16 protein-coding genes are annotated in these 13,472 nt (G+C 70.3%); 6 read left to right on the forward strand and 10 right to left on the reverse strand.

What is annotated here, in order from left to right:
• Positions 1-54: 54 nt before the first annotated feature.
• A complete protein-coding gene (locus tag VH969_RS27140; protein WP_331979232.1) occupies positions 55-477 on the reverse strand; it encodes a hypothetical protein in 423 nt (140 codons plus the stop codon).
• Between the two features lie 415 nt (positions 478-892).
• On the opposite strand from VH969_RS27140, the gene VH969_RS27145 reads away from it, so the two are divergent.
• The 3 genes from VH969_RS27145 (at position 893) to VH969_RS27155 (ending at position 3,066) form a co-directional block, all read left to right on the forward strand.
• Positions 893-1,093 carry a DUF397 domain-containing protein gene (locus tag VH969_RS27145; protein ID WP_331979234.1) on the forward strand — a complete coding sequence of 67 codons (201 nt, stop codon included), beginning with the start codon at positions 893-895 and terminating at the stop codon, positions 1,091-1,093.
• Between the two features lie 135 nt (positions 1,094-1,228).
• Entirely contained in the window at positions 1,229-2,089 is an 861-nt protein-coding gene (locus tag VH969_RS27150; RefSeq protein WP_331979236.1) for a helix-turn-helix domain-containing protein, read from the forward strand.
• A 92-nt stretch (positions 2,090-2,181) separates the two neighbouring features.
• Positions 2,182-3,066, forward strand: coding sequence for an SAM-dependent methyltransferase (locus VH969_RS27155; protein ID WP_331979238.1), 885 nt, complete (start codon positions 2,182-2,184; stop codon positions 3,064-3,066).
• A 4-nt stretch (positions 3,067-3,070) separates the two neighbouring features.
• Here VH969_RS27155 and VH969_RS27160 read toward each other — a convergent pair whose 3' ends face one another.
• From VH969_RS27160 to VH969_RS27170, 3 genes are read right to left on the reverse strand one after another with little or no spacing between them, the layout of a single operon-like run.
• Positions 3,071-3,622 carry a GNAT family N-acetyltransferase gene (locus tag VH969_RS27160; protein ID WP_331979240.1) on the reverse strand — a complete coding sequence of 184 codons (552 nt, stop codon included), beginning with the start codon at positions 3,620-3,622 and terminating at the stop codon, positions 3,071-3,073.
• 50 nt (positions 3,623-3,672) lie between these two features.
• Positions 3,673-4,062 carry a protealysin inhibitor emfourin gene (locus VH969_RS27165; RefSeq protein WP_331979363.1) on the reverse strand — a complete coding sequence of 130 codons (390 nt, stop codon included), beginning with the start codon at positions 4,060-4,062 and terminating at the stop codon, positions 3,673-3,675.
• Positions 3,981-5,051: a M4 family metallopeptidase gene (locus VH969_RS27170; RefSeq protein WP_331979243.1), complete on the reverse strand. Its 1,071-nt coding sequence runs from the start codon at positions 5,049-5,051 to the stop codon at positions 3,981-3,983. The genes VH969_RS27165 and VH969_RS27170 overlap by 82 nt, the downstream gene beginning before the upstream one ends.
• Before the next feature lie 167 nt (positions 5,052-5,218).
• Here VH969_RS27170 and VH969_RS27175 point away from each other — a divergent pair, with 167 nt between their 5' ends.
• The gene (locus VH969_RS27175) at positions 5,219-5,800 is read left to right on the forward strand and encodes a TIGR03086 family metal-binding protein (RefSeq protein ID WP_331979245.1); all 582 of its coding nucleotides are present in this window, start codon (positions 5,219-5,221) and stop codon (positions 5,798-5,800) included.
• Between the two features lie 36 nt (positions 5,801-5,836).
• Here VH969_RS27175 and VH969_RS27180 read toward each other — a convergent pair whose 3' ends face one another.
• From VH969_RS27180 to VH969_RS27190, 3 genes are read right to left on the reverse strand one after another with little or no spacing between them, the layout of a single operon-like run.
• Complete coding sequence (locus VH969_RS27180; RefSeq protein WP_331979247.1) at positions 5,837-6,694, reverse strand: carboxymuconolactone decarboxylase family protein; 858 nt, start codon at positions 6,692-6,694, stop codon at positions 5,837-5,839.
• Positions 6,691-7,896: an RNA polymerase sigma factor gene (locus VH969_RS27185; RefSeq protein WP_331979249.1), complete on the reverse strand. Its 1,206-nt coding sequence runs from the start codon at positions 7,894-7,896 to the stop codon at positions 6,691-6,693. The genes VH969_RS27180 and VH969_RS27185 overlap by 4 nt, the downstream gene beginning before the upstream one ends.
• The gene (locus VH969_RS27190; protein ID WP_331979251.1) at positions 7,893-8,276 is read right to left on the reverse strand and encodes a YciI family protein; all 384 of its coding nucleotides are present in this window, start codon (positions 8,274-8,276) and stop codon (positions 7,893-7,895) included. Before VH969_RS27190 ends, VH969_RS27185 begins: the two co-directional genes overlap by 4 nt.
• Before the next feature lie 121 nt (positions 8,277-8,397).
• Between VH969_RS27190 and VH969_RS27195 the strand changes: the two genes are divergently transcribed.
• Entirely contained in the window at positions 8,398-8,898 is a 501-nt protein-coding gene (locus VH969_RS27195) for a GNAT family N-acetyltransferase (protein ID WP_331979253.1), read from the forward strand.
• On the opposite strand, the gene VH969_RS27200 is transcribed toward VH969_RS27195, so the two are convergent.
• Positions 8,821-10,056 carry a hypothetical protein gene (locus tag VH969_RS27200; RefSeq protein ID WP_331979255.1) on the reverse strand — a complete coding sequence of 412 codons (1,236 nt, stop codon included), beginning with the start codon at positions 10,054-10,056 and terminating at the stop codon, positions 8,821-8,823. The genes VH969_RS27195 and VH969_RS27200 overlap by 78 nt on opposite strands.
• The gene (locus VH969_RS27205; RefSeq protein WP_331979257.1) at positions 10,053-11,132 is read right to left on the reverse strand and encodes a helix-turn-helix domain-containing protein; all 1,080 of its coding nucleotides are present in this window, start codon (positions 11,130-11,132) and stop codon (positions 10,053-10,055) included. The genes VH969_RS27200 and VH969_RS27205 overlap by 4 nt, the downstream gene beginning before the upstream one ends.
• A gap of 348 nt (positions 11,133-11,480) precedes the next feature.
• Here VH969_RS27205 and VH969_RS27210 point away from each other — a divergent pair, with 348 nt between their 5' ends.
• Positions 11,481-12,044, forward strand: coding sequence for a hypothetical protein (locus tag VH969_RS27210; RefSeq protein WP_331979259.1), 564 nt, complete (start codon positions 11,481-11,483; stop codon positions 12,042-12,044).
• Positions 12,045-12,198: 154 nt separating this feature from the next.
• Here the strand turns inward: VH969_RS27210 and VH969_RS27215 are convergent, their stop codons facing one another.
• Entirely contained in the window at positions 12,199-13,461 is a 1,263-nt protein-coding gene (locus VH969_RS27215; RefSeq protein WP_331979261.1) for a cytochrome P450 family protein, read from the reverse strand.
• Positions 13,462-13,472 lie beyond the last annotated feature (11 nt).

Raw genomic sequence — 13,472 nt, forward strand, 5'->3', positions numbered from 1 at the left:
ACCGCAGGCCGACCGTGTGCCGGCCTGCGGTTCCGCGTTTCCAGGGCCCCCGCCCTAAGCCAGTCGGTGGCGGGTCACGGCCAGGCGCATCCGCGGGTCAGGCATGCGGCGGCGGTGCCGGCGATGGATGCGCAGGCCCAGCGCCGCGACGAGCAGCTGGCCGGCGAACCCGACCGCCGCGGCCGCCGTCGCCGTGCCCGTGGCGAGCACGACCAGCAGGACCGCCAGCCGCAGGCTCACCGGCCACGGGTGCAGCACGCGCTCGGCCAGGCTGCGCCACGAACCGTTCTCGACGCGGTGGCGGCCGCCGGGTGACCGGCGGGTCTCGACCGTGCGGGCCGGCGGCGCGCTCGGCCGGAGCAGCGGTCCGGCCGGGCTGCCGAAGGCATGGACGACGATCGAGATCCGGCGCGCCGGCGTCGCACCATCGGGTGGTTCGAGTGGATTAATCGCCGGCGCGCTCTCTATACTCGCCAAAGCTGACCTCCTGACCGTGATACGTGAGGATTCAGTTGACGCGGCTCCCTGAACCACCAGGGAGCCGCACCTTTTCCCATATCGGCCGCGTACCCCCAGCACGCGTCGAAACCCAGTCAATTGGGGACTGACTCAGTTTGCCCATGCGGCAACACGGGGTCGGGAACAGACACGCACCGAGCGCCCAACGGTCGACAAACGACGGTCAACGGTTCGCGGGCTGATCGGTCCCGCCAAAGAATTCACTAAAGTGCCGATTAATCGCCCGACATATGCGGATTAATCGCCTCATCTCGCGCCTACGAGCGCAGGAGCCGGAGGGTTTCCGGATCGTCGCCTCGTCGTGCTTGCGCTCGGATTAATCGGACGGCACGATTAATCCGTCCGTGTCGCTTCGGGGTTAGCGAGTTGGATCATGAAAGTGCAGGTCAGAGCGGTGCAGGCCGGTGAGTGGGTCCGGTCGAGCAGGTGCAACACCCACAACAACTGCGTCGAGTTGAGACTGGGGCAGGCTTCCGTGGGGGTCCGCGACTCGAAGAACGCCGAAGCGGGATCGCTGGCGTTCGGCCGGGATCGCTGGCGGGCCTTCCTCACGCAGTTCGTCACGTTGCGCTGACCGATCCGCCGGCGTCCCGAACGGAGTTCGCGGGGCGCCGGCGCATGATCGGCGCGGCGAGGCCGACGCTGTCGGCGACACATCGCTTACTCTCATGGGAACGTGTAACCCCTTCGAGTGACAAGTGGTGATCTGGTGGCGAACGAAGCCACTACCAGTGGCGCCAGGCAGCTCGCTGCCCTGCGCCGGGCGCGGCTGTCGGCCGGCATGACCCAGGAGCAGGTCGCGGTCGCGCTGAAGTGCACCCAGGGCAAGATCAACAAACTCGAGACGGGCCACACCAACATCAAGCCGAGCGACCTGGAGCTGATGCTCCGGCTCTACAACGTGCCGGAGGACCAGCGGCCGGGGTTCCGCGCGCTGACCGCGTACGGCGGGCCCGGCATCGCCCCCGGCTCGGGTCCCGATCGCGCCTACCTCGAGATGCTCGAGCTGGAGTCGCAGGCCGCCGAGATCATGGTGCTGCACAGCGAGCGCATTCCCAAGCCCCTGCAGTGCGACCACTACCTGCTGACCCAGTTCACCCGGGCCGGCAACCCCACGCCGCCCAAGACGCTGCTCCTCGAGCGGGACAGCCGGGCACACGTGTTCATGCGCGAGAATCCCGTGCGGTACCGGGCGATCCTGAGCGAGTCGTCGCTTCACCGCATGCCCGGCGGGCGCACGCCCGAGATGGTCATCGACCAGGCCGAGCATCTGATCAAACTCGGGCAGGCCCACAAGAACGTGCTCATTCACATTCTTCCGTTCGACGCCGACATTCCTTTTCTCGACGCCGACGTGACCGTGCTCCAATTCGACGACGGCCGTAGAACCGTTTCCTATGTGGAGCAGGGTACGAAAGGAAAAATCATCAAGGTGGCGCGCACCGTGGCCGAACACCAGGAGCACTGGAACATGCTGTACGCCGCCGCACTCAGCACCGACGACAGCCGGAAGTTCCTCGAAGACCTGGTCCAGCAGGCACACGCCGGCTGGAAGTCGGCACGTCGGTAGCGCGGACCGGCTCGTATCCGGACGGCGGTTCGATACGATCGTCCTCGCTTCCCGAGAGAAAGAACCCGAGACGCTTACGAAGAGGTTCGCCGATGTCACCGGAGCCAGCCGACAGGAATCCGGCCGCGCGAATCGATCTGGAGCGGCCGAGCGTGGCCCGGGTGTACGACTTCATGCTCGGCGGCACCACGAACTGGGCGGTGGACCGCGAATTCGGTGAGCAGGTGCTGGCCCGCTTTCCGCTGTTCAGGGACATCGCGATCGCCAATCGGCTGTTCCTGAACAGGGTCGTCCGCCACCTGATGCGCCGCGGCGTCCGCCAGTTCCTCGACATCGGCGCCGGCGTGCCGACCGCGGGCAACACCCACCAGGTCGCCGACGAGTTCGCGGTCGAGGCGGGCTTCGAGCCGGACGCCCGCGTGGTCTACGTGGACAACGAGCCCGTCGCGGTGGCGCACGCCGAGCTCCTGCTCGACAGGGAGGGCGACGCGCGGCGCCAGGCGATGATCGATGGCGACCTGCGCGAACCCGACCGCGTGTGGCGGGACGCGCTGGACACCGAGCTGCTCGATCCGGCGAAGCCGATCGCGCTGCTCCTCCTGGCCGTCCTGCACGTGGCGCAGCCGGGCCCGGACGGCACGGACATCGGCCCCGAGTCGGTGGCACGGTTCCGCGAGCTCCTGGCGCCCGGCTCGTACCTCGCGATCTCGCACGCCACCTACGAAGGCCTGCCGCCCGAGCTGGACGACAAGGTCGCCGGGTTGAAGACCCAGTACGACTCGGCCGCCAGCAACAACGTGGTCCAGCGCGGGCACGCGGACATCGAGGCGATGCTCGGCGACTTCCGCCCGATCGAGCCGGGCTGGACGTGGACGCCGGCGTGGCGGCCGGAGGAGACGGGGCCCACCGCGCGCACCGTCGAATTCGCCACCCCGGCGCACTCGATCATCTGGGCCGGGGTCGGCGAGAAGCTCTGACTCCTCAGCGCGCGCCCGGCCACGGTCCGGGCGGCGCCGGCGGCAGCGCGACGGGCTCCTCCTCGGTCCGGTACACCCGCAGCCCGCGGGCCTGGTAGTTCGCCAGCGCCGACGGGCCGTCGTTCGAGCAGGTGTGCACCCAGACCCGGCGTGTCGCGGGCAGGTCCCAGCGCTCGCCGAGCGTCCAGGCCCGCCGGATCGCCTCGGTGAGCAGGTGGCCGCCGATGCCCCGCCCCACGAACGCCGGCAGCAGCCCGAAGTACGCGAGCTCGACCTCGCCGCCCGCGGTCCCGTCGAGCTCCGCGTAGCCCGCCGGCGTGCCCCGGTCCAGCGCGAGCCAGGTCTCCACGCCCGGCCGCGCGAGCCAGTCGTGCCACCGCTGCCAGCTCCACTCCAGCCGGTCCAGCCAGTACCAGTCGCCACCGACCGCCGTGTACAGGTAGCGGTTGAGCTCGGGGCTCACGACCTCCGCCCGGGTTACCGGAACCGGCACCGCCGCGGCGGGCCGCAACCAGACCGGCTCGGTCATCTCCAGGTACCAGGTCGTCGTCAGCACGCCGCCCATGGTCACATCCGCGCGCCGGCGACCATCGCGGGCGGGGCGGCCTAGGAGCCGGCCTGCTCGCGGCGGCCGGGCACGGTGCGTAGCCAGGCGAGTAGTTCGCGCAGCTCAGGAGGTAGGTCCCGGTCGCCGAGGACGACGGTGTTGCGCCGGTCGCCGTCCTCGACGGTGATCTCGTACGTCTGCACGTCGGGCAGGGACCCGCCGACCTCGGGCGGCGCCAGGTCGAACAGCCCGGCCGCACCGGCCATGGCGCGAAGCCGCTCCGCGTCGGCCGGCGCGAGCTCGTCCGCGTCCGCCTCCGTGGTCTTGACCAGGCCGGCGAACCCACCGCCCTCGATGACGGAGATCTTCAGAGAACCCCGACCTCCTCCCAGGCGGATCTCACCGCCTTCTCGGCGTCCTTGCCGACACCGTACAGCTTCGCGGCGGATGCGACGGTGGCCTCGGCGGCGTCCTTGAACTGCGAGTTCGGCCGCAGCCTGTTCACCAGCGCGTCGTACCAGATCGGGCCGGCCATCTGCCAGGTGTAGTCGCCGATCCGGGTGGCGGCGAGGTAGAACGCCTTGTTCGGGATGCCGGAGTTGATGTGCACGCCGCCGTGGTCGTTGCGCGGGTTGTTGTCGTCGGGCAGGTCGACGTAGTCACGCATGTGGCCGGGCTGGCGGTCGCCCTCGAAGGCGGTGCCGGGCTCCTTCATCGAGCGCAGCGCGACGCCGTTCATCTGGCTGCCGAGGATGCCCTTGCCGACGAGCCAGTCCGCGTCGGCGGCCTTCTCGTTGCCCGCCCACTGCTTCACCGTGGAGCCGAGCGCGTCGGCGAACGACTCGTTCAGCGCGCCGGACTGCTTGCTGTAGCGCAGACCCGCGGTGAACTGGACGACGCCGTGGGTGAGCTCGTGGCCGACGACGACCAGGTCGCGGGTCAGGCTGCCCTTGGCGAGGAACGTGCCGCTGCCGTCGCCGTAGACCATCTGCGCGCCGTTCCAGAACGCGTTGTCGAAGTCGTTGTCGAAATGCACGGACGAGACCAGCTCCATGCCGGCGTCGTCGATGCTGTTGCGCTTCATGACCTCGCTGTAGAACTCGCGCGTCTTCGCGGCGTTGTCGAACGCCTCGTTCACGGCCTGGTCCTCGACCGGGGCGTCGGTCACCCCGCGCACCCGCACACCGGGCAGGTCGTCCCAGCTGCCGTGCCGCACGTCGTAGACCGTGTTCTGCTGCCCGGCCGGCGTGAGCTCGCCCAGCCGCGCGTGCTCCGCGCCCAGCAACTGAACCATCTGGGTCAGCGCGACGCGCTGGGTACGCATGGACGCCGACGCGGCGAGGGTGTTCACCGCGGCCTCGCGGAGCTCCTCGCTCCGGTCCGCGGCCTCCAGCAGGACCACCTGCGGAAGGATGTGGCAGGCGTGTCGATAGGTCATCGAAAATCCACCTCACTAGGCACTGTCCCCGAGCCTCGTACTCAGAACAGTCGTCGTCGCGCGGAATTCGTTAGGCGCGGTCACCCGGAAATCCCCGAACAGATGTCGAGTCGATGCAATCCCGGTCGTCCTCGGTGCGTGGCACGACCGACTGAGGAAGGCAATCGATGGACACGATGGAGTCGTACCGGCGGGCGCAGGAGCTCTTCGACTCGGTGCTCGCCGCCGTGCCGGTCAGCGCGTGGGACCGGCCCTCGGCCTGTTCGGAGTGGACCGTGCGGGACGTCGCCGGACACGTCGTCTGGGGGCAGCGGCAGCTTCGCGCCTGGGCGACCGGCGAACAGTTCGCCGACCGGACGGGCGCACCCGGCGCGCCGCACCCCGCGGAGCTCGCCGCCGACGATCCGGTGGCGACGTGGCGCGCGGCCCGGAGCGAGGCGCTCGCGACGCTGAACGAGCAGTCGCTCGCGCGGCTGACGATGCTCCCCGGCCTCGGCGAGATCCCGGTCTCGGCCGTGGTCACGTTGCTGACGGCCGACAACCTCACGCACGCCTGGGACATCGCGCACGCGGTCGGCGCCGAGGCGCGCTTCGATCCGGCGATCGTCCCCGGCGTGTTCGCCTGGGCGCGCAAGAACGCCATCCGCCGGCCGGGGTTCTTCGGCCCGGAGCTGGCCCCGCCCGCGGACGCGGACGAGCAGACGAGGCTGCTCGCCTACCTCGGCCGCGCGCCCTGGCAGCCGGCCTGACGGGACACGACCGGTGCGGGCGGGGGGCCGTACCGGTCAGCCGGCCCGGCCGGCCGCCCGCAGCCCGGCCTCGAGGCTGTGCAGTGCGGCACCGACGGCCGCGGCCACCGTGATCTCGAAGATCTCGTCCTCGCCGTGCGCCGCCCGCAACGCCGCGACGTCCGCGTCCGTGATGCTCTCGGGCGCGTCCCGCACCGCGGCCGCGTACGTCCGCCACGGCTCGGGCAACCCGCCACCGCTCCCCGCCACCGCGCGGTCGGCCGTCGACGTGACCCCGGGCGAGTCGAACACGGCGTGGCGCAGGTTCTCCACCAGGTCCCCTTGGCCGTGCCGGCCGACGAGGAAGGCCGGCATCCGGTAACCGGACCGGTGCAGCGCCTTGGTTCCCGGCTCGAGCTGCCCGTCACGCAGCTCGAAGCCGAACGCGAGGCCCAGCCGGTTCACGATGTTCCAGACTAGGTTCACCCGCAGCGCGTCGCGAAGCGCCCGCTCCGGCAGCTCCGGGGCGGGCCCGACGCCGTCCGGCGTGCGCGACACGGACGCCAGGAAGTCCCGTACCGCAAGGAGTTCCGGCCGCGCCGCGACGGGGTCCGCGGCGTCGAGCGAACCGTCGGAGGCGATGCGGGTGAGCTCGGAGTGCGCGTCGATGCAGAACGGCAGGCGGAAGAGCTTCGCGGTGGACGCCGCCAGGAACTCACGTTCGCCCGCCGTCCAGTAGGACGGCCCGCGCATGGCCCGCGCGGTGATGTCGAGCAGCGGCCCGCCGAGGAAGTCGGGCCGGTACAACAACATCGTGACCACGTCCGGCATGTCCACTCCGGACATCCGGCGGGTCGTGCGGAGGAACAGCCGCACGCGGCGGCGGTGCCCGTGGTCGAGAACGTCGAGTCTCATGATCCGTCCAATGCCGTCAGCCGCCCCGCGAGGAAGCGGCGGTCCGCCGGGTTCGCGGCGAGCTCGTGCGCGCGGCGGTACGCGGCGGCGGCCTCGCCGGGCCGGCCGAGCCGGTGCAGCAGGTCCGCCCGGGTCGCGTGCAGCAGGTGGTACCGCTCGATGCCCTCGATCCGCTCGACGAGCTCGAGCCCGGCCGCCGGCCCGTCGGCCATCGCGACGGCCACCGCGTGGTTGAGCGCCACCACGGGCGACGGCGAGACGGCGAGCAGCTCGGCGTACAGCCCGGCGATCGCCGCCCAGTCGGTGTCCGCCGTGCCGGTGGCGCGTGCGTGCTGCGCGGCGATCGCGGCCTGCAGCTGGTACGGGCCGGGCGTGCCGTGCCGCAGCGCGCGGTCCAGCAACCGCACGCCCTCGGCGATCTCCGCCCGGTTCCACCGCGCGCGGTCCTGGTCCGCAAGCAGCACGACGTCGCCGTCCGCCGTGTGCCGGGTGACGCTGCGCGAGTCGTGCAGCAGCAGCAACGCGACGAGCCCGGTCGCCTCCGGCTCGTCGGGCATGAGCGTCGCGACGAGCTTGCCCAGCCGGATCGCCTCCCGGCGCAACCCGGCGTCGTCGTGCTCGGCCGTGTAGCCCTGGGTGAAGATCAGGTAGACGACCGCGAGCACGCCGGCCAGCCGCTCGGGCAGCAGGTGGTCGGCCGGCACGTCGAGGCTGATGCGCGCGTCGCGGATCTTGCGCTTGGCCCGCACGAGCCGCTGCGCGAGCGTGGCCTCGGCGACCAGGAACGCGCGCGCGATCTGCCCTGCGGTCAGCCCGACCACCGCCTGCAACGTCAAGGCGACGCGTGCCTCCATGGCGAGTGCCGGGTGGCAGCAGGTGAAGATCAGGCTCAGCCGCTCGTCGCCCACCTCGGCGAGGCTGCTCTCGGCCTCGAAGTCGGTCATCGTGGCCTCCGCCACCGGCTCCCTCTCGCGAACCAGCTTCGCGCGCCGCAGCCGGTCGAGGGCCCGGTTGCGGGCGACGGTCAGCAGCCACGCGACCGGGTCGTCCGGCACGGTGTCCGGCCAGCGCCGCAACGCGGTCGCGCAGGCGTCCTGCAACGAATCCTCGGCGAGCTCGAAGTCACCGAGCACACGGACGAGCGCGGCCAGCATCCGCGCCCGGTGCTCCCGGTAGACCCGCTCGACGAGGGGTGCGGTCATTCGTGCGCGACCGCCGCGGACGGCGTGTTGTCGACGCCCGGCACGGCGAACAGCGGCCGCACCTCGATGGCGCCCAACTCGGCGAACGGGCAGCTGGTGGCCAGCTCGAGCGCCTCGTCGAGGGTGTCGCACTCGAGGATGTAGTAGCCGCCGAGATGCTCGTGCGTCTCCACGAACGGCCCGTCGGTGATCAGCGCGCGCCCGTCGCGGACCTGCACGGTCGTCGCCGTGCTCTCGTCCTGGATCTTGCTGCCGGCCACCATGGCGTTGCGCCGCCGGCACTCCTCCGCGAACGCGTTGATCCGGGCCAGGGCCTCCTCGAAGCCGGGCTCCCCCGGCCCCGGCGGGTCGCAGTTGTAGATCAGCAGCATGTACCGCATACGCGAACCTCCTCGAAGAGGATGACGAACGACCCGCCCCCAACTCGACAGCTCCCTTGTACTCCCGCCGACCGAGCGCGGCCACCGTCGGCCACGGTTCGGCTACTGTGGAGCCGGAGCCATGGGGAGACTGCACATTCGAGAAGCCGACCCCGCGGACCTCGACGCCCTCGTCGGGGCGCTGGGGCAGCAACGGTTCTTCGCCGACCGCCTGCGCCGGCAGGACGAGGGTCTCGGCGTGCTGCTGATCGCGTGGGAGGACGACCGCCCCGTCGGCGACGTCTACCTGTGGCTGGAACCCGCCGAGGAGGCGGAGATCCGGCAGCACTTACCCGGCGTCCCCCTGCTCAACCACCTGGAGATCCACGCGGACCGCCAGTCGCAGGGCAGGGGGACGGAGCTGATCAGGGCCGCCGAGCGCCGGCTCGCCGAGCTCGGCCACGAGCGGGTCGCGCTGGCCGTCGAGGTGACCAACGAGGGCGCGGCCAAGCTGTACGACCGGCTCGGCTACCGGGAATGGCCGCACGACGTCGTCGAGTGCTACTCACTGACCGACGGCGTAGGGGAACTCGGGATCGAGATCTGCCGGATCCTCGTCAAGGCGCTCACGCGGGAGCGATAGCCGAAAGCACGACTCCGGCAGCCCGAGCGAGCGGAACAGATCGTGCACGGCCGCGCGGGAACGCCGATCCTTGCGCTTGGTTCCCTTCCGGGCGATCTGCTCGCGGAACACGGAGCTCAGGTGGTTGCGCCAGGTCAGGCGATCGGCCCGCCACGCGTCGAGATACTCGACGCACAGCTCGGGCCTGATGTACTGGCACCGGCCCCGTGCGGCCTTGACCGAGCTCAGCATCCGCGCGCGGTGCGCGGCGTCGCCGTCCATCTTCCACACCAGGTCGACGACCTCGGTGATGAACGCGGCCCGGTTGTCGAGGAACGTCCGCCAGTGCCCGGTGGTGGCGTCCGCGATCGACCGGCCGGAGTCGAGGAGCCAGAACACGCCCTCCGCGATGCTGTCGCCGAACTCCTCCAGCCGTGCGCGGTTGTCGTGCGCGAACGGGTCGTACTCCTTCTGCACGGCGCGGCCGGTGACGGCCGTCGGCCGCAGGCGGCCGTCGTCGCCGAGGAGGAAGAACCAGTCCTCGTTGTAGATGTTGGGAAAGAAGGACGTCGCCTGCCGCACCGGGACGGCGAGCGCACCCCCGCCGATGAACATGTCCTGCGCGCCGCCCGCGTCCCGATAGGCGTGGCAGACGACGGAGTTGTCCGGGAAGCCGTCGATGTTGAGCCCCACGCCGGCGAAGATGTCGGTCAGCCCGGCCGCGGCGCACAGGTCCAACGGCTCGGGAATCGTGATGTCGTCGTCGAGGAAGACGATCCGCTCCCACCCGATGAGCTTCGCGAGCAGCAGTCCCAGGTTGCGCTTCAGGCTGGTGTCGGTCCACCTCTCGAACCGGGTGCCGGTGAGCAAGCCGTCGGTGCGGAAGAACGGCACGATCCCGGATGGCAGCCGCTCGATGTCGATCGCGATCAGCTTGGCGTTCCTGGCTTCCCTCAACGCCGACAGCTCGTGCACCGACGAGTACTTGCTGCACAACGCCACGAGCGTGCAGTCCAGCTTGTTGGCGAGCGCCAGCGCGTCACGCATGCCGGCCGCGTGGCGCGCCGTCGGCACGACGATGGCGTCCACATCCCGGGGCAGGGCGACCGTCTTGTCGCTCAGCAGGTGGCGGTGCGAACCGTGGTGGTGCGCCGACGTGACGCCACCGACGGCGCTCACGCCCCCGGCCATTCGTGCAGCACGTCCTCGGACTGGGTCCAGTCCGGGGTGACCGCGCTGCCGAGCACGACGTTGACCCGGCTGATGATGCTGAACGCGCCGTCGACGTCGAACCGCGCGCGCAGGTACTGCTCGTTGCGGTCCCGGAAGCGCACGTCGGTCAGTGCCCGCACGACGCCCAGCGTCCCGCGCTGGTACATGCCGTTGCAGAGGGAGACCGTGCGCTTGGCGTTGAACGGGTTGGGCGCACGGAAGAAATGCGCGACGTCGGCGACGAGCTCCTGCTTGGCACCGATCCTGCGCAGCACAGGCTTGAACATTTGCCGGTCCTCGCCCTCACCGACCTCGAAGCCGCCCGGATCGTCCTCGTCCGCGCGCTCCAGCTGGCGCACGGGTAGTTCGAGGCGGAGGAGCAGGTCCGCGGTGGTGGGGTTCCAGTCGACACCGCCCAGCAGCACGAGATGGCTGGTGTAGGTGTCCGGGGTGACCTCGTCCGGAGTCAGGACCCGTACGTTGCTGAGCGGGTTCGCCGCCCGGATGTGCCCGAAAAGCTCGAGCAGCGCGTCCAGGTCGGCGTACTTCAGCAGCTCCACGTAGTCGGGAGCCTCCGGGTCGGTGAACGGCTTCAACTTCTCCGTGTACTCGGCCGGGAAGGCCGAGCCGACGATCGTGATGTCCTGATCGGGCGGGAAGTGCCATTGACTGCGGGCGAGGGGTTGCGTGAGTGCCGGGGCGGGCTCCTGGCCCTGCGCCCCGTTCCGGAGGCTGGTCAGCTCCCGGAAGAGTTCTTCGTGGCGGGTGCGTTCCTCGTCGGTCAGCTGAGCCTCGGTGAGCACGCGGTACGGGCGCTCGGCCACCGACCGCCGGGTGGCGAAGAAGGTCGCGTACGCCTCCAGCCGGTCCGGCGGCGGGGTCTTCGGGTTGCGCATGCTCTCCCACGACGAGATGAGCGGCGCGCTGGCGCCGAGGGCCTCGCCGAGGGCCTCCTGCGTGATGCGAATGCCCGGCCAGGCCTCCTGCCGAAGGGACCGCAGCCTGCGGGCAAGCCTGAGGGACGGATCTTCAGTTGTGTTCACAACCACCACGTCCCTTCAGCGCAACTTTAGTTCAGCCACCAAAGCTCGAAGTATACATAGCCGGAGTGGCCCGCCCCTGGAGGACCACTCAATGAAACGCGAGCGATACGTCAGCCTCCATCGAGGCTCGACTGAAGTTCGTTTCGTTCCTGGTACAAGCACGCTTGCCATCTTGTCCAGACGACACGCCGGACTTAGTCTGAAGTCCTCGGAAGTTCGTTGGCTTCAGCTGAAGTTAACTGAAGTTGACGAAGGACTGGAGTCGTCATGAACAACACACCACCGATCCAGCCACGTCAGCGAACTGTACTGGCTTGGGATGTCGAAGGGTCCACGACCCGGACCAACATGGCGAGAGCAGCGCTGCGCACGGACATGTACCGCCTGCTCGAGTCCGCGCTGCTCGACTGCAACATCACCGAAGAGCTCCGCGAGTGTTTCCACGACCGCGGGGACGGCGGGGTCACGCTCGTGCGCCCCGTCGACCGCCTGCCCAAGACCCTGCTGCTCAACGCCTTCATCCCCAGGCTCAACGACCTGCTCGACGAGCACGCGGCGACCTTCCCGGACCGGGCGTTCCGCCTGCGCGTCGCGATCCACTCCGGTGAGGTGCTCTCGGACGAGAACGGCATCTTCGGCGAGGACGTCGACATCACGTTCCGGCTGCTCAACGCGCCGGAGCTGAAGCGCAGGCTGCGGCAGACCGCCGCGTCGCTCGTGCTCGCCGTCTCCGACGACATCTACCGCTCGGTCGTCCGGCACGGCTACGCCGGCATCGACGGCCGCACCTTCGAGCCGATCATCGACCTGGAGATCGCCGACCGGCCATACCGGGGGTGGGTGCAGGTCCCGGCGGAGGCGCTCGCCAGCCGGGCCCTGCACCGCATCGACCGGATGCCGGAACCAGCCTGAGCCAGCCCGCCTCCCCGAATTTCAAGGTGTTGGTTGCGTCCCGGCTGAGGGTGCGGTTGGTCGGCGTGATTGTGGCCGGGTGCCGTCACGGTCCCCTGAGGTTGCGGTGATCGGCACCGGACTTCCGCACAAGGATCCAGTTTCTGGCCCGGGCTCACGTTGGGTTCGGGGTGCCGAGATGGACCGGGAGGGTGGCCGCGGAGTTCGAGAAGAACGACGGGACCGGCGGCAGCTCCGCGGCGTCCGTCGCGAGGGTCAGGTGCGGGTAGCGGGCGAAGAGCGCCGGCAGGGCCACCCGGGCCTCCAGCCGCGCGAGGTGTGCGCCCAGGCAGATGTGCGGGCCGCCGCCGAAGGCGAGGTGCTTCGTCTGCGGGCGGGTGATGTCGAACCGGTCGGCGGACGGGCCGTGCTGGGCCGGGTCGCGGCCGACCCCGCTGTACGGCGCCAGGATCGCGTCGCCGCGGGGGATGTCGACGCCCGCGATCGTGATGTCCTCCAGCGGGTAGCGCGCGGGGAAGTTGCCGATCGGCGAGTCCCAGCGCAACGTCTCCTCCACGACCCGCGACCAGGTCTCCGCGTCACCGTCCAGCGCGAGCGACAGCTGGTCGGGATGGGTGAGCAGCGCGCGCACCCCGTTGGCGATCAGGCCGAGGGTCGTCTCGTGCCCCGCGGTCACCAGCATCCAGATGGTGTCGATCAGCTCTTCCTGGCTCAGCGCCTCGGGATCCGACTCGCCCAGCTCGATCAGCGCGCTGGTCAGGTCCGGCCCGGGCTCCTCCCGGCGCAGCTCGACGAGCCGGTTCAGCAGCTCGTGCCGGTCTCGCTGCGTCGCGACGACCTCTTCCGCGGTCGCGTTGGTACGAACGAGGCTGTCGACGGACTCGCGCAACCGCGGCCGCCAGTCCACCGGCACCCCGACCAGCTCGCAGATCATCTGCATCGGCACCGGGTAGGCGTAGTGCGGGCGCAGGTCGACCACGCCGTCGACCACGCCACCGACCGCGTGTCCGGGCAGCGCGTCGAGCAGGGCGGAGACGATCTCGTTGAGGCGCGGGCGAAGTTGCTCCACCCGGCCGCGGGTGAACGCGCGGGTGAGCTGCCGGCGCAGGCGCAGGTGCACGTCGCCGTCGCTGGTCACCATGTTGGTCACCTTGATCATGCCGACCAGCGGCCATTCGTCGGTGATCGTGCCGTCCTGGATCAGGCTCCAGTTGCGCCAGTCCTTGCTGACCCGCGAGTCGGTGACGAGCTGGGCAAGCAGCGCGTGCTCGGTCACCGCCCACACCGGGACATCCCCGGGCAGGATCACACGGACGACCGGGCCGAGCGACCGCATCCGCGCCGCCTCGCCGTGGTGGTCGGCCCCAAGCGGGTCGAGCCGGATTTCGGGGACCTGCTTCGTGACCGATTCGGCCATCGGTGACTTGC

It is taken from the genome of Actinophytocola sp. (assembly GCF_036555685.1).
Lineage (GTDB): Bacteria > Actinomycetota > Actinomycetes > Mycobacteriales > Pseudonocardiaceae > Actinophytocola.